Source organism: Candidatus Cloacimonadota bacterium (assembly GCA_012516855.1).
GTDB lineage: Bacteria > Cloacimonadota > Cloacimonadia > Cloacimonadales > Cloacimonadaceae > Syntrophosphaera.
The window spans coordinates 1-18,983 of sequence record JAAYWB010000052.1 but is presented as its reverse complement, the minus strand read 5'-3'; the positions used below and the strand labels follow the sequence as shown (position 1 = coordinate 18,983).

Sequence of the window (18,983 nt, the reverse complement as noted above, 5' to 3'; positions counted from 1 at the left end):
CTTTTTTCCTTTGAGCCTGGCGTACAGCGAATGTAGTGAGCATGGACGACAGGAAGCATCAGAAAAATCGTTCATTGCAGGCGTCGATGCTCGTGCCTCACTCAACGCCAGCCTCTAATGCCATGTCATGCCGGACGTCGCCGAGGCCGCGAGGTGACTTTGATCCGGGATCCATGACGGGATAAGGACTGGATTCCGGGTCAAGCCCGGAATGACGTAGGTTTAGGGCTGGGCGGTGGTTGTTTCTGGATTCCGGGTCAAGCCCGGAATGACGTAGGTTTGGGGTAGGGTGGTGGTTTATGGGCTATTCCGCCTGGTCTGGATTCCGAGGCAAGCCTGAAATTACGTGGTGGGCTGGCGTAGAGCGAGGAACGAGCATCGGCGACAGCAGTATTTCCTGCCGTCCATGCTCTCTGCGTTCGCTGGACGCCAGGCTCCAGAACACGTCATCCCGGACGTCACCGAGCCCACGAGGTGACATTGATCCGGGATCCATACCGGGATATGCAGTTGATTCCGGGTCAAGCCCGGAACGACGTGGGTGTGGGGTTACAGGATCATTTGCTGCCGTCGATGCCCGTTCCTCGCTCGACGCCAGCGGGAGGCGGGTCTGGAAAGCCATAACGGGTGAGAACGGAAAAACAGTTGACAAATACTCAACAGGTAAAAGAATCTTTCGCAGTGTCCCGAATCTGAATAACGCTAAAGAGGTATGACTTATGAAAACCTGGCTAAGCATGATCATGGCCTCGCTCGCGATCTGCTGCGGAGCGATGGCCCTGCCGGATTCCGCCGAACCGGTCCTTTCCGACGCGAATTTGCTGACAGGCTTCGTGCGGATCGATCCCGACGACAAAAAACCGGAAACCCTGCCCACCAAAGCCTGGCTCTGGCAGGACGGAGACGACCTGATGGTGCGTTTCGAGGCCGCGATCGACTCCAGCTTCACCCGGGGCTCTATCTCCGTGAAAGACGAGGGCACCCTTGCCGATTACCTGCGGGTGCAGCTCATCACCATTCCGGATGCTTACTACGCCTATTATTACGAGGCCTATCCCCTGGGAAACCTGGCAGACGGGGTGCGGGACGAAAAGCACAACGTCGATTTTGCCTGGGACAGCCACTACAGCTACGAAAGCTACATCAGTTCCGACACCTGGACCGTAACCATGCGCATCCCCCTGGGCGAACTGCGCTTCAGGCAGGAGCAGCCTTACCGCTGGAAAATCATCCTCGGGCGCTACAGCTATCAGAACAGGGACTACCACTCACAACCCTATGCCGTTGCCAAAATGGGCAAGGATTACTTCCTCAAAGCGCAGGACATTGAATTGAGCACCCCGGTGCGCCACAAGCTGGACATCACGTTCAAGCCCTATTTCGTGAAAAGCTACAACCTCATCGACCGGACCTCAAGCTGGGACCCGGAACACGTGGGGCTGGACATCGCCTTCAACCCCGGCCGGCGAACCCGGATAAAACTTGCGCTGAACCCCGATTATTCAGACGTTCCCATGGACAGGGTCCAGGACGATTACAACACCATAAAACCTCCCTACTATGAAGAAAACCGTTTCTTTTTCACCGAGGACATCGACGCCTTCGGGCTTGACTACGACGTGCTGAACACCCGCAACATCGTGCAGCCGCGCCTGGCCTTCAAAGCCACCGGCAATACCAAAGCCCTGAACTGGGGCGTGGTGGGGGCCCATGACAAAGATATCCGGTATAGCGAGGAACTGATCGAGCCCGGCGACTATTTCCTGGCCCTGGCAATAAACCCCAACTGGCGAAGGTTCAATATGAGCAACGGTTTCGTAAGCCGGGTGAACAAAGGTTATTACAATCACGTTTACAGCGGTTCGATGGAATGGGAGTACCTGCCCCATTTCTATGTGAACTCGGCTGTAAACCTTTCGATCCGGGACAGCGAAGCCGAAGAATTGACGGAGCCTCAGCAGGGCTGCCAGGTCGGTTTTGGATTGCGGGCTGATCCCGGTGATTTTGATATTTCGGCGGGACTTGAGCTCAAGACCAGGGATTTGGCCTACGATGCCGGTTACCTGTATGAAAAAGACAATGCGGCTTTGAGCGGAACCATAAGCTGGAGCAAAGGCTACGCGGATAAAAAGGTCCGCAACGCCTCCCTCAGCGGCTGGTATTACGGTTATCTCAAAGATTTGAGCCTGGAACCATACTACGTCTATGAATCAGGGTTTTTCTCCAGACTTCACCTGGATTCCCGCTTCGTTTTACTGGCGAACGCAAGTTTGGCCCGGATCCCCGACCTCACGGACAACCTGCACGATGTTTACAACGGCATGCTGGGCTGCACCTGGGCCAGACTGAGCAACCTCGTGATCTATGCCGGCTATATGTATGGAAACAACCTGGTGTACCAGCTCAGCGGCACATATCCCCAGCACGGTGTGAACATCAACGCCCAGGCCGCCCCCTGAAAAACATGTCCCTGAGCCTTGTGGGAAGCTGGAACAAGTTCGGTTACGACAAACTGACCGATCCCGATACCGGGCAGGTGCGGCTGGACGATGAATACATAATCGCCAACGCCACCCTGGAATACACGCCCACAGCCGTTTTCAAGGTCACCCTGGGCAGCGGGTTCAGCAGCTATGAATTGGCTGGGAGCAGCGCGACCCTGAACTACTATGGAAACCTGCGCTACGAATTCCGGCCGGAATGGTTCGCCTTCGTCGGCATCAAATCCGCCCAAACACAGACCGAAGCTTCCACCTGGAACAATCCGACCGGGGAATTCCAGCGGAACCTCCACACCGCCTACGCCAAGCTTAGCGTGACTTTCTGAGCGGCCGGGTTATCCGTCCGGAGCAGTTTTCTGTCTTTTGCGCAGCCAGACCAGCAGGGCCGCCGTGTCGGTGTAATTCACCCCGGGAATGCGGTTGGCCTGGCCCAGACTGCGGGGTTTCACGCGCTGCAGCTTTTCGCGGGCCTCCCAGGCGATGGTTTCGATGGCTCGGTAGTCGATGTCCTCGTCCAAAGCCAGTTCCTCAGAGGCCTGAAAGCGCCGCATTTCCTCTTCCGCCCGCTTGAGGTAGCCCTCGTATTTTATTTCCAGCTCGCAGCGCCGCAGGATGTCCGGCGTGACCTCCGGCGAGGGGGTGTAGCCGAATTCCGCCAGCCTGGCCCAGTTTGTATCCGGACGCTTGAGCAGGGCGGCGAATTTCTGGGGTTCGCGCAGTTCGGGATGGGATGAGGATTTCTCACTCCGCAGGCGCTCCAATTCCCGTTCCTTCAGCTCCAGCATCCTTTGGAAGCGCCGCCAGCGCTGGTCAGAAACCAAACCCAATTTGTAACCCAGGGGCATCAGGCGTTCGTCGCAATTGTCCTGGCGCAGCAACAGGCGGTATTCAGCCCGGGAGGTGAACATCCGGTAGGGCTCGTTGGTGCCGCAGGTGACCAAATCGTCGATCAGAACGCCAATGTAGGCTTCGCCGCGGCTGAGCGTGAGCGGAGGTCGGACTTCCAGGGTGAGGGTGGCGTTGATGCCGGCCATAATGCCCTGCGCGGCAGCCTCTTCGTATCCCGAGGTGCCGTTTATCTGCCCTGCCAGCCAAAGCCCCTTGACGCGCCTGCTTTCCAGGCTGGGGCTGAGTTCCGAGGGCTCGATGAAATCGTATTCGATGGCATAGGCGTGGCGCATGATCCGGGCTTGTTCCAGCCCCGGGATGCTGTGGACCACGGCTTCCTGCACTTCGGGCGGCAGGGAGGTGGAAACGCCATTCACATAACCCTCAAAGGTGTTCAGGCCCTCTGGTTCGATGAAGATTTGGTGGCTTTCGCGCTGGGGAAATTTGACGATCTTGTCCTCGATGGAGGGGCAGTAGCGGGGCCCGATGCCCTTGATGATGCCGCTGTAAAGCGACGAAAGCTGTAGGTTTTCCCGGATAATTCTGTGCGTTTCCGGGGTTGTGCGGGTCAGGTAACAGCTCACCTGGTTGGAAAGGTTCACGTCTCGGTACCAGGAGAATCCCTCTGGTTCGGGATCGCCGGGCTGTTCCTCCAGGCAGGAATAGTCCAGGCTGCGCATGTCCACCCGGGGCGGAGTGCCCGTCTTGAAGCGTGCCAGCCGGAAGCCCAGCCTGTCCAATGACCCCGAAAGCGCTTCGGAAGAGGGTTCGCCGCTGCGTCCGCCGGGGATGGAAACCTTGCCCACGTGGATGAGGCCGCGCAAAAAGGTGCCGGTGGCGAGAATCACCTGTGGAGCCCGGTATTCGGTGCCGACAACGGTTCTGACTCCCAGCGCGCGTCCCCGCTCCACCAGGATTTCCGCCACGTCCGCCTCGATCAGCAGCAGCCTATCCTGCGCCTCCGCGTGCCGGAGCATCAGCCGGGAATAGAGCTGGCGGTCGTTCTGGCTACGCGGGGCCCAAACCGCGGGGCCTTTGCCGCGGTTGAGCATGCGGAAATGGATGCCGGAAAGGTCGGCCACATAGCCCAGTTCGCCACCCAGGGCGTCTATTTCCCTGGCCAGATGGCCTTTGGCGGGTCCGCCGAGGGAGGGATTGCAGCTCAAGCGGGCGAGGGATTCGAGCTTGAGGATAAAGAGCGCTGTTTTCGCCCCCCTGCGCGCCGCGGCCAGGGCCGCCTCGACCCCGGCGTGGCCTCCGCCGACCACGATCACATCGAAGCTGGGGGGCATGGCCTTAGTTCAGATGCCTGCCAAGCCAGGAGTAAAGCGGAGCCAGCCCGGTGTTTTTGAGGGCCGAGACCGGGAACAGCGGCATTCCTTGCAGGCCCAGCCCTTTGCCCAGCAAATCCAGGGTCCTGGCCACTTTGGTTTTGGGAATCTTGTCCGCCTTGGTGGCCACAACGCAGTGGTCGATCTCGCGCAGGCGCAGCAATTCCAGCAGTTGGACGTCCTTGGGGTCGGCTTCGTGGCGAATGTCCACCAGCACGATGATTCCGCGCAGTTGCTGGCGCTCGCTGAAATAGTGATGGATCATCCTGCGCCACTTTTCCTGTTCCGCCTGGCTCACTTCCGCGAAGCCGTAGCCGGGAAGGTCGGTAAGCTGCAAACAGCCCTCTTTTCCGGCGTCATCGTCCTTCCAGCGGATGAGGAAAAAGTTGAGCAGGCGGGTCTTGCCGGGGTGGGAACTGGTTTTGGCCAGTTTGCGCCTTTCCGTGAGCAGGTTGATGAGGGTGGATTTGCCCACGTTGCTGCGTCCCGCCACAGCGAATTCAGGATAGGCACTGGCGGGATAATCCTTCGGCTCCACCGCGCTCTTTACGAAAAAGGATTCAACAAACCTAAGCATGGCTATAAGTCACGCTGGAACGCTCTGATTCGCGCACCTCCACCTCGGTGACCCGGACCGGTTTTCCGGCCAGCGCTTCCGCCATGCGTTCAAAGATGTGGCGGGCGAGGTTTTCGGAGGTGGGGTTCTGTTCTGCGAAGGCCGGGAGGTCATTCAGATAAGTGTGGTCCAGCCCGTCGGTGATTTCTTTGAGCAGAGCCTTGATATGGCCGAAATCCATGGCCATGCCGATATTGTCGAGCCGCTCGGCTTCCAGGGCCACCCGCACGGTCCAGTTGTGCCCGTGCAGGTTGCTGCAGGCGCCTTCATATCCGCAGAGGCGGTGGGCGGCGCTGAAGGAATCGGTAACGCTAAGTTTATACATATCGGTCCCTTAAAAATACTTTTTGCGGATGAAGATCAAGACCAACACCAGCGAAGCCAGCACGGAAATCCCGATCACCGCCCAAAAGGCGTGGGGATTCCCCTCCAGAGGCAGTCTCACGTTCATGCCGTAGAGGCTGGCAATGAGCGTGGGCACGGAAAGGATGATGGTGACGGAGGTGAGGAACTTCATCACCACGTTCAGGTTGTTGGAAATGATGGAGGCAAAGGCATCCATCATTCCGCTCAGGATGCTGCTGTGGATGTTCGCCATCTCGATGGCCTGCGTGTTGTCGATGATCACGTCCTCCACCAGGTCCTCGGATTCCGGGTCCTGATTCAGCCAGCGCGAACGCTGCAGCCTTTCCAGGATGATCTCGTTCGATTTTAGCGAAGTTGAGAAATAGACCAGGCTCTTTTCCAGCCGCAGCAGGCGGAAGAGCTCCTGGTTGCGCAGGCTTTGGCTTAGTTCGCTTTCGATTTTGTTGGTGCGGCGGTTTATCTCTTTCAGGAAGCGCAGGAAATAGAGCGAGATGCGCAGGGCGATCTGCAGCAGGAAACTCTGCTGGGTGATCCGGAAAGGCTTGTGCTTGCAGTCCAGAAAGACGTTGAGCACTTCGTTGTCAAAGAAAGACACCGTGATGAGCTTGTCCTGCACCGCGATCACGCCCAAAGGCGCCGTGGTGAATGCTAAACTGGCCGAACGGTGCCTGTAATAGAGCGGCACGCGCATGATCACGAGGACAGCGTTATCCTCATATTCCATGCGGCTGGTTTCATCCGCGTCCTGGAGGTCCGTGATGAAGTCTTCGGGCAAATCGAATTCTTCGATCAGCGCCTTGATCTCGTCCGCCGTGGGGCTTTCCAGATGTATCCAAAACGCCTCGCTGTGCGCCAGAGCCGGCTCGAAACGCTGCTCTCTGACCTTGAAATACTGGATCATGGCAACCTCCTTTTTCTTTGATTATATTAAAACCAAGATTTTCAGGCGCGGGATTATGGCAACAGAAATCTCTGCCTTGCGCGCGGGAAACCCATCCCGGACCGGCCTTCGGAAAAAGAGCGTAAAGAGCGCCAGAAAATGCTTATCTATCGTGCTGCCCTGTCAGCCACACCCTTAACGCCCGAGTCCATCCCCCTCTTACGCCACCCTCATAATCCCCGCACCGAACGCGGGCATTATGCGGGAGGCTTATCCCAAACACGGGACAAGGCCTTAATGGCCAGACCGCATCCCCAGGGCGGACACTGGAGCCGGGCGGGGGACTGAACTTATTATTTCAGGGTGGAGGCCGGCAATTCCCAGTGCCGTGGGTCGTGGTTCAGCAGCAGGGTGCCGTTTTTTTCTTTGAGCCGGGCGGAAATATACTGCTTGGCCTTGAAGGTATCCTCGCGGCAAACGTCGTAGGCGGAGGTGACGGCCGGCGAAACGTGGAACAGGGTGGGCATGATGTCCCCGGCGTAGATGAAGTATCCATGTGCGGAATCGATCTCGACAATCTGGCTGCCGCAGGTGTGCCCGCCGGTTTTCACCAGGGTCACTCCTGGCGCGATTTCCTCGCTGCCATCGATGAGTTGCTGCCTTCCCCGCTCTTCCAGCAGGGCCAGCTGCCGCGGAAAATCGTAAGACGCGCGGTTGAGGCCGTCGGGATTTTTGGCGGTTTCCCATTCCTGGCGCTGGATCCAGTGCCGGGCTTTGGGAAAGGTGAGGGCGTCGTGGTCGCCAAAGCCTGTAATGATGCCTCCGGCGTGGTCAAAATGCAGATGGGTGAGCACCACGTCGGTGACGTCGGCATCGCGGATTCCCAGTTCAGCCAGGGACACCGGCAGCAGGAAGGCCGAGGGGCGGTAGATGTCGCGCTGCTTTTCCGAAAGCCGATTGCCAAGCCCTGTATCCACCAGGATAACGCGGTCCGCCATTTTGATCAGCAGCAGGTTCAGAGCCAGGTTTTTGCGGTGCCGCTCGTCGGTCTGGACGCTTTTTCCCCAGATGGCGCGGGGCAAAACGCCCAGCATGGCGCCGCCGTCGGTCCAGTAATCTCCCGCGTCGATTTTGTGCAGGCTGATATCCGGTTTCATGCCTTGGCGGAGGTTTTGCCCTTGGGGCGGGGACGGCGGTTGGGGCGGGGCCTTTGCCCGGGTTTGGGATTTTGCTCCGGCTTCAGGTTCTGTTCCCGTTTCAAGCTGTGCTCCGGCCTGGTGTTGAGTTTGGGGCGTCCGCCGCGTTCGCGCCTGAGGCTGCGGGGCTTTTTGTCCTTGCTGTCCTGGGCCTGGGAGAGCGCCTCACTCTCCTTTTGCCTGGCGGAAAAGATGACGATGCGTTTCTGTTCGCCCTCGCCGATGGTGAGGGTGCGGAGGCCGCGTTCGCGCTCCACGTAACGGTGGATTATCCTCCGGTCGGTTGAGCTCATGGGTTCCAGGGTTTGGGGTTTGCCCTGTTCGCGCACCTTCTTCATGATGGGCTGGAATTTCTTCAGGAACTGGGCTTCGCGGCGTTCGCGGTAGCCGTCCACGTCAATGTAGATGCGGTCGATATCGTGTTCGTTTTCGAAAACGCGGTTCACAAAATATTGGAGGGTTTCCAGCATATAGCCGTTTTTGCCGATGAGCAGCCCTGTGTCCTGGCTGTCTTTGATCTCCAGATGGATGGATTTGCCTTCGGTTTTGGTGGTAACGCGGCTGAAAGGGATGCCCATCTTGCCCAGCAACTGGCTGAGCAGGTTGCCGGCGCGTTCGCCCAGGCTGGGCAGCTCGAAACGCACCACGGCTTGCTTTCTGCCAAACAGGCCAAACAGGCCTTTGGAGGGTTTTTTCACAATCTTGTAGTTCAGTTCCCAGTCCTTGATCCGGTGTTCGCCGCGGAAGGCGGCGATGATTGCTTCGATGCTGGTTCCGGTTTTCTCGATTGAGGTCATGAAATAGTTTCCTTTTGTTTAAGACGTTTTTGCGTGTAATACTGATGGGCCACGCTGAGCATGTTGAAAACAGTGTAGTAAAGCACCAGGCCGGAGGGGAGGCCGCGGAAGATGAAGAACAGCATCACAGGCATGATCCAGGTCATCATCCTGGAACTCTGCTGCATGGCCTGCTGTTTCTCGTCCATCTTGGCCATGGCTTCTTTGGAGGGCCGGGTCATCAGGCTTTGCAAAATCATGAATCCGGCCATGATGGCGGGCAGGATCCAGGGGTCCGGCTCGGAGAGATTCAGCCCCAGAAAACTCACGTTGCGCATTGCCATGGCGTAGCGCAGAACGTTGTAAAGAGCGATGAAAATCGGCATCTGCAGCAGTATCGGCAGGCAGCCCGACATCGGACTGGTGCCGGCCTCCTTGTATGCTTTGGCGATTTCCTGCTGCATCCTCTGCGGGTCGTTCTTGTATTTGGTTTGGATTTCCTGCAATTGGGGCTGGATGCTCTGCATTTTCAGGTTGGCGTCCATGCTTTTCTTGGTGAGGGGGTGCAAAATCAGCTTGAGGATGAAGGAGAAAATGATGATAACGATGCCATAGTTGGGGATGAAGCTGTGCAGGAATTTCAGCAGCCAGGCGATGGCGTTGGCCAGCCAGCGCAACCAGCCGGGACCGCGGTCCGGGATCAGCTCCAGCTTGGTGTCCTCGTAGCTTTTCATCAGGTCGTAATCCGCCGGCCCGGCATAGATAAGGAAGCTTTGAGCCCAGGTTTGGGAAGGGCGGTCATCCCGTGAATCCAGAATCAGGCTTGGATTTCCGGTATCTTTGGCGATGCCGGGATGGTAGTTGCTGGTGAGGGCGTTGCCGGTTTCGTGGATGGCGATGCTGAAGTATTTGCTGCGCAAAGCGGCCCACTTGAAGGACGATACCGGCGAGGACTGCGCTTCTTTCTTTATCTTGGGCAGGGTGAGCTTCACCGGAACGTTGTCCGCGAAAAGCAGCACCTTGTAATCCTGGTCTTTGGCGCGGGGCTTGACCACTTCGCTGTCGGCGATTCCGGCGCTGAAGTCGTATTCAATGCCGTACACGGCATCCGGGCTGTTGACCTTCACATCCATCAGGATGCCGTATTTGTCGTCCAGGCGGTAGCTTTTGGTCACCAGCGGGGAGCTTTGCTCGCCCAGCCAGAAAACGATTCCCGCCGTGTCGCTCTGCGCGCTTTGCCAGTAAAGCATTTTCAGGTCTTTCGGCGGGGAAGCTTTGTGCTGAAGCAGCGAGATGCCGGCGAGGTCCCTGCCTTGCGGAACCAAGTCCACGGGTGTGTTGGTTTTCTTGTCCGCCCAGTTGTATTTCTTTAGCTTGATGGAGGTGATGCTGGCGCCGAGGTTGCTGAAGCTAACCGTGAAGTTGTCATTGGCCAGGGTGAGGGTCCTCAGGCTGTCGGCGCCTTTGATCAGGCTGTCCGGAAGTGCGATTTGGGGTTCTTCGGCCACCGTCGGAGCCTTGATGCTGTCCGCGGCAAGCGAATCAGCGGTTTGCGGGGTGGCGGGCTGGTGCTTGGGAGCAAAATAGGTTGACCAAACGAAAAAGAGAATGACCACCACAAAGAGGGCTATGAAAGTGCGTTTATCCACATTTTCTCCTTAGGGAAGCGGATCGTAACCGCCCTTGCAAAAGGGATTGCAGCGCAAAACGCGCCAGGCCGAGAGGCCGAGGGCTTTGAAAAAATTGTATTTGCGGAAAGCCTGCAGGCTGTACTGGCTGCAGGAGGGCTGAAAACGGCAGACGCTGGGCAGCAACGGCGAGATGGCCTTTCGGTAGAAGGTTATCAGCCCGATGAAGGGAAGATTCGGCAGGCGCAGAAGCGCTGTCAGCATCTTTCTCGAAGCTGGGTGCTCAGTTTGTCCAGTTCCGCGCAAAGCTCGTTCCAGCTTAGTTCGCCGGCGCCGGGCCGGGCGATGAGGTTGAGTTTGAAGCCCTGGGGAAAGTCACGGCAACGCAGGCGCGCCCATGCTTTGATCCTGCGTTTGAGAAGGTTGCGCGTGTGCGCTTTGCCGATCTTTTTTCCAATGGTGATGCCCAGGGCGGATTCGTGTGGGTCAAACAGCACCGCAGCATAGAAATGATCGCTCCTCAGAAACAGGTCGGGGGAGCTGAACTCCCGGTATTCACTGTGCTTCGTGATCCTACGAAGCATGGCTCATACGCAGAGGGTTTTTCTCCCTTTGGCACGGCGGCTGGCAAGTACTTTGCGGCCATTGCGGGTGGCCATGCGGCTCCTGAAGCCGTGGGTGTTCTTGCGGGAACGTTTGGAAGGCTGATAAGTCCTTTTCATTTATCTAACTCCTTAAAATGTATGGCATTTTCATTGAACAAACCATCTTTTTCAGTTCTCTTTAAGTGTCAAGCGCAAAAAACGTCACCCTCCCCCGCGCCCTTTCACTTGACAGATTCAGCCCCGCCAAAAAGCCTTGAACCGCCTCGGTAACCTCTTGTCCCAAGTGGAAATATCGCTCCGGGGCGGAGGATGGATTTGCATCTCAATTTTTGGTCTTGGAACGTGAATGGCCTGCGGGCCGTAATGAACAAGGATTTCGTTGCCACCATCAGGCGTGAGCAACCGGACTGGCTTGGCCTGCAGGAAACAAAGCTGCAGCAGCACCAGATCCCACCGGAGCTGGAAGAGCTCAAGGGTTACCGCTTTTACTGGTCCCACGCCGAGCGCAAGGGCTATTCCGGGACGGCGGTGCTGAGCAAGTTCGAGCCCCTGGAACTGAGCTACGGCTTCGGCCTGCCGGAATTCGACAACGAAGGCCGCATCATCCGCTGCGATTATGACAGCTTCATCATCTATAACATCTATTTCCCGAACGGACAGATGAACGACGAGCGCCTGGATTACAAGCTCCGTTTCTACGATGCCTGTTTCGAACGCATGGAAGCCGACCGAGCAGGCGGCAAAATGGTGATCGTCACCGGCGATTACAACACCGCCCACCACGAAATCGACCTCGCCAATCCCAAGGAAAACGAAAAGACCAGCGGATTCTTACCAATAGAAAGGGCCTGGCTGGACAAGATCGTCGCCGCGGGCTGGCTGGACACTTTCCGCCTCTTCCATCCGGAGCCAAAACGCTATTCCTGGTGGAGCTACCGCGCCGGAGCCCGGCCCCGGAACGTGGGCTGGAGGATTGATTATTTCTTTGTGAATGCCGAGGCTCGGGACCGCGTGCTTGATGCCGACATCCGCGACGACATCATGGGTTCAGACCACTGCCCGGTTACCCTGAGGATCAGTCTGCCCTGAATTCCAGCATATCCTGGTAGTAATAGCCGTCCCAGCCGAGCTGGAGGGAGTAGCGGCCCTTGCCGTATTTGAACTCCAGGGGCAGGATGAGCCGGTTTTCGCTCTTCCATTCAATGCTTAGGGGCATTGAGCCCAGGGTGTAGGTCAGCAGATCGATCTGGACCCTGGTGTTGGGGTCCGGGATGCTCAGTTGGCAGTTGAAGCCCTCGCGCGGCTCCACGGAAACATACTCGAATTCCAAAGCGTAGCTGCGACCGGCAGAAAAAGCCGGGGGCAGGGCGGAAATCCTTTTCAGGATGGGCAGGGCGAGCACCTGGGTGGTGTAAAGCCGGTTGCCTTCCAAATGCACGGCGATCCCCTCATGGGTGAAATCCTGGCTGAGGATGTTGGCCTTGTGGCCTGTCGAATTCAGCCAGCCAAGGGCGATTTCCCTGGGGTCGAAGACCAGGCGGCTGTTTTCGATGAAATACAGGTTCTCGCCAACCCCCGCCACCAGCAGTTCCGGCAGGTGTTTCCTCAGCCGCTGCGAGACCTGCAGGCCTTCGGGGTCCACATGGTTGAAGAAATCCTGCTTCCCCATGTTTTGGCTGTGGCGCAGGGCTAAACCGGCCAGATCGTCCCTCCAGATCAGTTCCGGAAGGCCGTTCCTGCCCCGGATGGCGTTGATTTCGGCATGGATCTGCCTCGCGAACTCGCCCGGGCTTAGAGTATCAGCTCCCAGGCCGGCCAGCGGCAGCAGCAATAGCAAACCAAGGCAAATCCCCTTCATAAACTGCTCAGAAATTGTATTGCAAAAGCAAAGCTTCCCCGGAGAAGCGCAGCCGGATTTTTTCCTTCTCGCTTTCGAAATCAGAAAGATGCGCGTCCACATAGGCATCCAGCATGGAAAGCCCTGCCGTGATGCCAAGCCACCAGATATCGTTTTTCAGTTCGTTGCCGAAATCGCGGCTACGGGCCAGGTATTGCTCCTGCAGAAAGGGGTCCGGAGTGTTTTCCGCCAGGTCACGCCAGTAATTTCGTTCGCCGCCATGGTAGATGGCGGAACCGATGAAAAACCCCTGCACGCCCATCACCAGGCCCGCCTTCAGCCAGGCCCGGTTGTAAAGCTGTCCCCCGCCCGGAAAGGCCGCGGAATAAAGCACTGCGCGGGTCGGCACCCGCTTTGCCTGGGCGAAAGCGGAACTCAGTCCGGCCAGGATGAGGCACAGCGCCAGCAGTTTTTTCATTCGGATTCCCATATCAACGATACTCTTCTTTCCAAACAAGCCTGCTTGTCAATCATTATTTCACCCCGGCATCCACAGCTCCAGTTCACTGTGACGCGGGGCCAGAATGATTTGTGGGAAAGCTGCGGCCTCGCCGGTGTCGGGAACTTTTTAGTGGACAAAGTTTCCGCCTCGTATTTCTTGGATTTTTCAACAATACACATTGAAAGGTGAGTTTAGGAAGCAGATTATGAACAGCGACTCCGACAGTCCGCTACGCAGGATCAGGAACATCGGCATCATGGCCCACATCGATGCCGGTAAAACCACGACCACGGAGCGGATCCTGTTTTACACGGGATTTTTGCACAGGATGGGCGAGGTGCATGACGGCAACGCTTTCACCGACTGGATGGAACAGGAGCGTGAACGCGGGATCACCATTACCTCCGCCACGGTGACCTGTGTCTGGAAAGACAACCACATCAACATCATAGACACCCCCGGACACGTGGATTTCACCGCCGAGGTGGAGCGCAGCCTGCGCATCCTGGATGGCGCGGTGGGCGTCTTTTGTGCCGTGGCTGGAGTGGAGCCGCAATCGGAGACTGTTTGGCATCAGGCCGACCGTTACAAGGTCCCGCGCATCGCCTATGTGAACAAGATGGACCGTCCCGGAGCCGATTACGACAGGGTTATCGGCATGATCCACGAGCGCCTGACCCCGCTGGCCCGAGCCGTGAACATCCCCATCGGCCGCGAGGACAGCTTTGAAGGAGTTATCGACCTCATCACGATGAAGGCATGGCTCTTCGACCCCCTCACCAAAGGCAACGAAGTGCATCTGAAGGATATTCCTCCAGAACTGCTGGAGCAGGCCACCAGGCAGCGCGACATCCTGCTGGAAAGCGTGGCGGAATTTGATGACGAACTGCTGCATGCCTACCTGGAAGGGCTGGAAATCCCGGAACATCTGCTTCGCCGGGCCATCCGCGTTGCCACCATCGGAGGCAACATCATCCCCGTTTTCTGCGGCTCATCGCTGAAAAACAAAGGCGTGCAACTACTGCTGGACGGCATCTGCGACTTTCTGCCCTCCCCGCTGGAAGTGCCGCCCTGCGAAGGTTTCAACCCCGAAACCAAAGCCCCCGTCACCCTCGAGTCCGATCCGCGCGCGCCCTTTGTGGGCATGGCTTTCAAGGTGCAAACGGACAAATATGTGGGCAAGCTGGTCTATGTGCGCGTCTATTCCGGCACCCTGAAAAAAGGAGCTTCGTTCTACAACCAGAGCAACGGCAAACGCGAGCGGGTGTCACGCATTTTGCAGATGATGAGCAACCGCAAGAACGACCTGAACGAACTCCACGCCGGCGACATCGGCGCTTTTGTCGGCTGCCGATTCCTGAGCACCGGCGACACCATCACGGACGGCGAACTGGATGTGCAGCTCAGCCGCATGCATTTTCCGGACAGCGTGATCTCCATCGCCATCGAACCCCGCACCAAGGCTGATCAGGAAAACCTGAGCGACGCCCTGGCCCGCCTCGAGGAAGAGGATCCCACCTTCCGCGTGACTACGGACAAGGAAACCGGCCAGACCCTCATTTCCGGGATGGGCGAACTGCACCTGGAAATCATAGTGGACCGCCTGCGCCGCGAATTCAACGTTTCCGCCAACGTCGGCAATCCGCAGGTATCCTACAAGGAAACCATCACCCGCGCAGTGGAATGCGAGGAAACATTTATCCGCGACATGAATGGGAAAGGCAACTATGCCAAGGTGAAATTCCGCCTTTCCCCACTTTCGGAGGAAGAACTGCCTGAAGGAGCGAAAAACCTCTTCCAGAGCAGCGTTGGCACCGATAAAATCCCCGGCGAGTATCACAAACCAATCGAAGAAGCCGCGCTCAACGCCCTCAACGACGGGCCCTTGATCAGTGGAAACCTCGAACGGGTGAGGGTCGAACTCATCGACGGCGATTTCAACCCCGTGGACTCCAACGAGTTGGCCTTCCGCATCGCCACCTCGATGGCCATCTCCAAAGGCCTGCGCGAAGCCGGCCCGGTAATAATGGAACCCCTTATGCAGCTTTCGGTTATCTCCCCGGATGCCTTCGTGGGCGACATCATCGCCGACATCAACGCCAAGCGTGGCCAAATCAGCGTGCTACGCAGGCACAACGAGTTTCAGCAGGAAATCGTGGCGGAAGTTCCCCTTTCCGAACTGGTTGGCTATACCACCAGGATTCGCTCCCTCAGCCAGGGCAGGGCGACTTACAGCCTGGAATTCCGCAAATACGCAATCAGCCCCGCCCAGGTGCAGAGCGCCGTGCTGAAGCGCATCCGCGGCTTTGCCTGATAATCCGGGCACCCAAACAAATAAGATTCAGGAGTATCGGCATTCTATCTATAAGTCTCATAAAGCCTTGACTCCACACCTTTGGCCTCCCTATCTGTCCGTCCTTAGCCCTTTCCGAAGCGCCTCTTTTTCGCCTCCCGCCAAATTCCCGCCTTTCATGCGAAAGGTGTAGGAGAGGCGAAGTGGATGTGAATTATCAGGGGCTAAGGACGGACAGGCAAGGAATTGAACAGGGAAAAAGAGCGGGCGGACCTTTTCTGATCCGCCCGTAATGGTTTATCCACCAGGAAAGCGCCTTGAACCGGGGTTTTTTGGCGGCGTTTCCGGAGGAGGGTCAGTTCATGTTTTCATTTTCCAGCAGCGCTTCTATCCGGGCAAGTTTTTCCGCTGCCGCGTGGTTGAGCAGGGCGGGGGTTCCGTAGCTTTTGGTCCCGAAGAAGATGAGGGCGCCGGCCCCGTCGGATGCGTATTCGCCTTTGAGGGGGATAATTACGCGCCCGAGGATGTCTTTGGCGCCGGAAGGCAGGTTGAACGCAAGGGTTTCCGGCCAGATGATCTCCAGGGCCGTTCCTGAGGACCTGATGGAATCTATGAGGTCGGGGCTCACGATCAGGCGGGCCTCTTCATCGGCGCTTTGGAGCAGTTCCAGGGCGCTCTGGGCCAGGGAATCCGCCTGTTCGCAGGGCAGGGCCTTGCCATAGCTCCAGAGCAGGGCTTTCACGCCCGGCCTGTCAGTTTTGGCCACGCAACAGCCGGCGAGCAGAGCAATCATTCCGACCAAAGCCATAAGGCGATTCACACTTCCCTCAATAGATGGTGATCTCGTCCAAAAGGCAGGCGGAGTCGTAGATGCTGTCGCCCACATCACCACAGGCTATGCGCAGGCGCACCACCTGGCCCTGGAAGGCGCTGATGTCGTGCACCAACTGGCGCCAGCCGGTCATGTAGCAGTCCCCTTGGTCAAAGGAAATGGGCGGGGTGCAGCAGACGAGGCCGTAATCGACAAAAGAGTCGATGGTTTCGTGGAAGATGACGTGCACGGCCCCGGTGCTGTCGGTGATGGAAATGGTGAGGTAATCCTGATATTGGCTGCCCACGTATTCCATGAATTCCTCGGAGATGAAGTTCCATCTGATGCTGAGGGTTTCCACCGAATCGGGCACCCGGAAGGGCTGGGAGATGGAGCCGCTGCTTTCGGTGTAGCCCAGGCCGGTGGAGATGATGCCCATGAAGTTGCCCTCGGTCGGTTGCTGGTCTCCGAGTTGGGTGATCACGCGACCGTCTCCCTCACGGAACCAGCCGCTGAGGTTTCCGAACTCGAAATTGCCGTTGATGAGGTCGAAGGAATAGTGGAGTTCGTTTGTGGTGGCGTTCATGGTGAAGGTGGCGTGGCTGAAAAAGGGGTCTTGTTGTCCGGCGACGAAGGCCTTGCCGTTGTTTTTGAGTTCAACGGCCATTTTCTGGAAGATTTCGTCGGCTTTGGCCTTGCAGAAGCTGGTGCTGACGATCTTTGAGAAACCGAAATAGGCCTTTGCCCCCTTGCCGAGGAAGGCGTTGGAGAGGTTGGCGGTTTGGGAGCTTTCGCAGGAGCCGTTGAAGATCAGGCTGTTCGGCATGGTTCCGCCCAGGTTGGCGATATAGGCGCTGCGGACACTGTAAACGGTGCCCTTTTGGGCAAAGCCTCCTACCGTGGAATAGGTGACCCTCTCGAAGAAGCCAACCTCGTTGTTGAGGATCTGGAAGATGTGGCTCCAGATATTGACGATGTTCATCAGTTCGCCGGTCAGGATGTGTTCGCCGCCGGCGCCGTGGGTGTCTAATATCACGGTGCCGTATTCGGCAAGGTTGGCCAGGGAGGCGACGGTGCATTGCTGGTTCCTGAGTGAGACCACGTTGAGGCCGAGGTCGCTGTTTTCGAATATGGTTTGCAGGCTGGGGCGCATGTCGATGTCGAAGACACCCTCATAGGGGGCCCAGATCAGCACGTCCTTGTCCTGGATTTTGTCGGCGTCATCCACCTTGGCCGTGTTCCAGTTCAGGTTGGCGATGGCGTTTTCGAGGGCGTTTTGCCCTCTGGTCTGCTTGCGCAGGGGGATGTCGGCGTTGGGGCGCGCGGGCGTGGCGGAGCCGCCTTTGGTGGTGATATAGCCGTTTTCGTCTGTCTCGCAGAAGATCACGCCTCCTTTGATGCCGGTGTCGTAGGTGACTTCGAGGCTGCCGTCCACCAGTTCCGCTTTGGTAACTCCGGGCCGGCCTTCAAACCAGGTTTTCAGCTTCTCGGCGCCCTGCTCCAGATTTGTGGCATCGGAGGCGTTGAGGGCGGCGGCGATTCCGGCATGGTTGTCGAGCATCTTGTTAATGTCGTCCTGGGTGATCGCCTCGTGGACGGTGATTTTGTAGAGGGGCGAATAGTTCGCGACCTTGGCGTCGGAATAGGCCACGATCCTGTAGTAATACTGGCCGGCGTAGTTCTCGAGGATGCTGAGTTTGTTGGAATAGGTGCCGTCGCCGAGAATTTCGTCGTGATGGTCGTAAAGATCGCCGTCGTCATAGATTTGGCCGATTTCATTTATTACTTCGAAATTGGAATCCACCCGGGCGACTTGGACCTCTGAGACCCCGCAGTTGACGGGTGTAAGGGTTTGCCTCACCACGCTGTAGCCGGCCTGGCTCACGAAAAAGCTGCTCTGGCTGAAGGTGGGATGGCCGGTGAAATCGATGTCCGTGTTCCGCGTGACAATGATGGTGGCGGTGCCGGAATTTCCCTTCTTGTCCTTGGCTTCGCAGACGATGATGTTGTCACCCTTGGTCAGGGCGATGTCTTTCAAGCTCCAGTTGGTTGTTCCAGTGGCCGTTACGGGAGAAGAGTTGTTGACTTTGACTGTGACGGATTTGATATCCCTGTTGTCGAAAGCCGTGCCAGCCAGGTCTATCGTTTCCTGGGTGGTGGCGTAGGAGAAATAGTTGGTGGGTGTTGAGATTTGAATAACCGGGTTTTCGTCATCCTTGGGCTGGAGCCAGGCACAGGCTCCCAGCAATAATAGCAAAGCGATCAACAGGATTGGCGTTAGCCTTGTCAGTTTGTTCATGTTTCCTCCTTTTCAAGACAGGCTTGTGTGTTTTTCTTTGTGAACCGCCCCCGAAACTAAAGGGGGCAAATCGCTATTCCGTTTAGAATATCAATCGACAAATTGCTGTCAAGTGGAAAAACGCTGATTTTAGCGGGAGTCTGCTTTTTTTATAATCTGGCGGGGATGGCCTGGGTTTGGGATATAAGGCTGAAAGCCTTTTCAGAAAAGAAGGTAGAGGCAAAGACATGTTTGGTTTCGGAGAGGAAAAAAAGCCACAGAGGGGCGGACTTCATTCATCCAGCCGGCTTTGATCCGCTCCAGAACATGGACGGCAGGCTCCAGGCCACGTCATCCCGGACGTCACCGAGCCTGTGAGGTGACATTGATCCGGGATCCATGAATGGATGTACACTGGATTCCGGGTCAAGCTCAGAATGACGTGGGTGTGGGACAAGGCCATGAATTCACAAAT

18 protein-coding genes are annotated in these 18,983 nt (G+C 57.2%); 4 read left to right on the top strand and 14 right to left on the bottom strand.

The window, feature by feature from the left end; translation table 11 throughout:
- Positions 1 to 719 precede the first annotated feature (719 nt).
- Positions 720 to 2,459, top strand: a complete 1,740-nt coding sequence (locus GX466_04880; GenBank protein NLH93537.1) for a hypothetical protein — start codon at positions 720 to 722, stop codon at positions 2,457 to 2,459.
- A gap of 5 nt (positions 2,460 to 2,464) precedes the next feature.
- Positions 2,465 to 2,827: a hypothetical protein gene (locus GX466_04875; GenBank protein ID NLH93536.1), complete on the top strand. Its 363-nt coding sequence runs from the start codon at positions 2,465 to 2,467 to the stop codon at positions 2,825 to 2,827.
- A 9-nt stretch (positions 2,828 to 2,836) separates the two neighbouring features.
- On the opposite strand, the gene mnmG is transcribed toward GX466_04875, so the two are convergent.
- The 10 genes from mnmG to rpmH all read right to left on the bottom strand — a co-directional run bounded on the left by mnmG (position 2,837) and on the right by rpmH (position 10,904).
- Entirely contained in the window at positions 2,837 to 4,681 is a 1,845-nt protein-coding gene (gene mnmG / locus GX466_04870; protein NLH93535.1) for a tRNA uridine-5-carboxymethylaminomethyl(34) synthesis enzyme MnmG, read from the bottom strand.
- Between the two features lie 4 nt (positions 4,682 to 4,685).
- Positions 4,686 to 5,297, bottom strand: coding sequence for a YihA family ribosome biogenesis GTP-binding protein (locus GX466_04865; GenBank protein ID NLH93534.1), 612 nt, complete (start codon positions 5,295 to 5,297; stop codon positions 4,686 to 4,688).
- The gene (gene queD, locus GX466_04860; GenBank protein NLH93533.1) at positions 5,290 to 5,661 is read right to left on the bottom strand and encodes a 6-carboxytetrahydropterin synthase QueD; all 372 of its coding nucleotides are present in this window, start codon (positions 5,659 to 5,661) and stop codon (positions 5,290 to 5,292) included. The genes GX466_04865 and queD overlap by 8 nt, the downstream gene beginning before the upstream one ends.
- Before the next feature lie 9 nt (positions 5,662 to 5,670).
- A complete protein-coding gene (locus GX466_04855) occupies positions 5,671 to 6,603 on the bottom strand; it encodes a magnesium transporter CorA family protein (protein NLH93532.1) in 933 nt (310 codons plus the stop codon).
- Between the two features lie 332 nt (positions 6,604 to 6,935).
- A complete protein-coding gene (locus tag GX466_04850; GenBank protein ID NLH93531.1) occupies positions 6,936 to 7,739 on the bottom strand; it encodes an MBL fold metallo-hydrolase in 804 nt (267 codons plus the stop codon).
- A complete protein-coding gene (locus GX466_04845) occupies positions 7,736 to 8,575 on the bottom strand; it encodes a KH domain-containing protein (GenBank protein NLH93530.1) in 840 nt (279 codons plus the stop codon). Before GX466_04845 ends, GX466_04850 begins: the two co-directional genes overlap by 4 nt.
- Positions 8,572 to 10,203 carry a membrane protein insertase YidC gene (gene yidC, locus GX466_04840; GenBank protein NLH93529.1) on the bottom strand — a complete coding sequence of 544 codons (1,632 nt, stop codon included), beginning with the start codon at positions 10,201 to 10,203 and terminating at the stop codon, positions 8,572 to 8,574. Before yidC ends, GX466_04845 begins: the two co-directional genes overlap by 4 nt.
- Positions 10,204 to 10,212: 9 nt before the next feature.
- Positions 10,213 to 10,446 (bottom strand): membrane protein insertion efficiency factor YidD, encoded by a 234-nt coding sequence (gene yidD / locus GX466_04835; protein NLH93528.1) that lies wholly within the window; start codon positions 10,444 to 10,446, stop codon positions 10,213 to 10,215.
- Entirely contained in the window at positions 10,440 to 10,766 is a 327-nt protein-coding gene (gene rnpA, locus GX466_04830; GenBank protein ID NLH93527.1) for a ribonuclease P protein component, read from the bottom strand. The genes yidD and rnpA overlap by 7 nt, the downstream gene beginning before the upstream one ends.
- A gap of 3 nt (positions 10,767 to 10,769) precedes the next feature.
- Positions 10,770 to 10,904, bottom strand: a complete 135-nt coding sequence (rpmH, locus tag GX466_04825) for a 50S ribosomal protein L34 (protein ID NLH93526.1) — start codon at positions 10,902 to 10,904, stop codon at positions 10,770 to 10,772.
- A 198-nt stretch (positions 10,905 to 11,102) separates the two neighbouring features.
- Between rpmH and xth the strand changes: the two genes are divergently transcribed.
- Positions 11,103 to 11,876 carry an exodeoxyribonuclease III gene (xth, locus tag GX466_04820; protein ID NLH93525.1) on the top strand — a complete coding sequence of 258 codons (774 nt, stop codon included), beginning with the start codon at positions 11,103 to 11,105 and terminating at the stop codon, positions 11,874 to 11,876.
- Here the strand turns inward: xth and GX466_04815 are convergent.
- Both GX466_04815 and GX466_04810 read right to left on the bottom strand, forming a co-directional pair.
- The gene (locus GX466_04815) at positions 11,863 to 12,645 is read right to left on the bottom strand and encodes a CAP domain-containing protein (GenBank protein ID NLH93524.1); all 783 of its coding nucleotides are present in this window, start codon (positions 12,643 to 12,645) and stop codon (positions 11,863 to 11,865) included. The two genes, xth and GX466_04815, sit on opposite strands and share 14 nt — an antisense overlap.
- A gap of 7 nt (positions 12,646 to 12,652) precedes the next feature.
- Positions 12,653 to 13,102 carry a hypothetical protein gene (locus GX466_04810; GenBank protein NLH93523.1) on the bottom strand — a complete coding sequence of 150 codons (450 nt, stop codon included), beginning with the start codon at positions 13,100 to 13,102 and terminating at the stop codon, positions 12,653 to 12,655.
- Between the two features lie 229 nt (positions 13,103 to 13,331).
- Between GX466_04810 and fusA the strand changes: the two genes are divergently transcribed.
- Positions 13,332 to 15,440: an elongation factor G gene (gene fusA, locus GX466_04805; GenBank protein ID NLH93522.1), complete on the top strand. Its 2,109-nt coding sequence runs from the start codon at positions 13,332 to 13,334 to the stop codon at positions 15,438 to 15,440.
- Positions 15,441 to 15,774: 334 nt separating this feature from the next.
- Here fusA and GX466_04800 read toward each other — a convergent pair whose 3' ends face one another.
- Positions 15,775 to 16,212, bottom strand: a complete 438-nt coding sequence (locus tag GX466_04800; GenBank protein NLH93521.1) for a hypothetical protein — start codon at positions 16,210 to 16,212, stop codon at positions 15,775 to 15,777.
- 34 nt (positions 16,213 to 16,246) lie between these two features.
- Positions 16,247 to 18,529, bottom strand: a complete 2,283-nt coding sequence (locus tag GX466_04795; GenBank protein NLH93520.1) for a hypothetical protein — start codon at positions 18,527 to 18,529, stop codon at positions 16,247 to 16,249.
- Positions 18,530 to 18,983: the final 454 nt, after the last annotated feature.

Bases quoted from the DNA above. Each gene is read 5' to 3' on its own strand.
- GX466_04880 (NLH93537.1), top strand. From the start codon at position 720: ATGAAAACCTGGCTAAGCATGATCATGGCCTCGCTCGCGATCTGCTGC.
- GX466_04875 (NLH93536.1), top strand. From the start codon at position 2,465: ATGTCCCTGAGCCTTGTGGGAAGCTGGAACAAGTTCGGTTACGACAAA.
- mnmG (NLH93535.1), bottom strand. From the start codon at position 4,681: ATGCCCCCCAGCTTCGATGTGATCGTGGTCGGCGGAGGCCACGCCGGG.
- GX466_04865 (NLH93534.1), bottom strand. From the start codon at position 5,297: ATGCTTAGGTTTGTTGAATCCTTTTTCGTAAAGAGCGCGGTGGAGCCG.
- queD (NLH93533.1), bottom strand. From the start codon at position 5,661: ATGTATAAACTTAGCGTTACCGATTCCTTCAGCGCCGCCCACCGCCTC.
- GX466_04855 (NLH93532.1), bottom strand. From the start codon at position 6,603: ATGATCCAGTATTTCAAGGTCAGAGAGCAGCGTTTCGAGCCGGCTCTG.
- GX466_04850 (NLH93531.1), bottom strand. From the start codon at position 7,739: ATGAAACCGGATATCAGCCTGCACAAAATCGACGCGGGAGATTACTGG.
- GX466_04845 (NLH93530.1), bottom strand. From the start codon at position 8,575: ATGACCTCAATCGAGAAAACCGGAACCAGCATCGAAGCAATCATCGCC.
- yidD (NLH93528.1), bottom strand. From the start codon at position 10,446: ATGCTGACAGCGCTTCTGCGCCTGCCGAATCTTCCCTTCATCGGGCTG.
- rnpA (NLH93527.1), bottom strand. From the start codon at position 10,766: ATGCTTCGTAGGATCACGAAGCACAGTGAATACCGGGAGTTCAGCTCC.
- rpmH (NLH93526.1), bottom strand. From the start codon at position 10,904: ATGAAAAGGACTTATCAGCCTTCCAAACGTTCCCGCAAGAACACCCAC.
- GX466_04815 (NLH93524.1), bottom strand. From the start codon at position 12,645: ATGAAGGGGATTTGCCTTGGTTTGCTATTGCTGCTGCCGCTGGCCGGC.
- GX466_04810 (NLH93523.1), bottom strand. From the start codon at position 13,102: ATGAAAAAACTGCTGGCGCTGTGCCTCATCCTGGCCGGACTGAGTTCC.
- fusA (NLH93522.1), top strand. From the start codon at position 13,332: ATGAACAGCGACTCCGACAGTCCGCTACGCAGGATCAGGAACATCGGC.
- GX466_04800 (NLH93521.1), bottom strand. From the start codon at position 16,212: ATGATTGCTCTGCTCGCCGGCTGTTGCGTGGCCAAAACTGACAGGCCG.
- GX466_04795 (NLH93520.1), bottom strand. From the start codon at position 18,529: ATGAACAAACTGACAAGGCTAACGCCAATCCTGTTGATCGCTTTGCTA.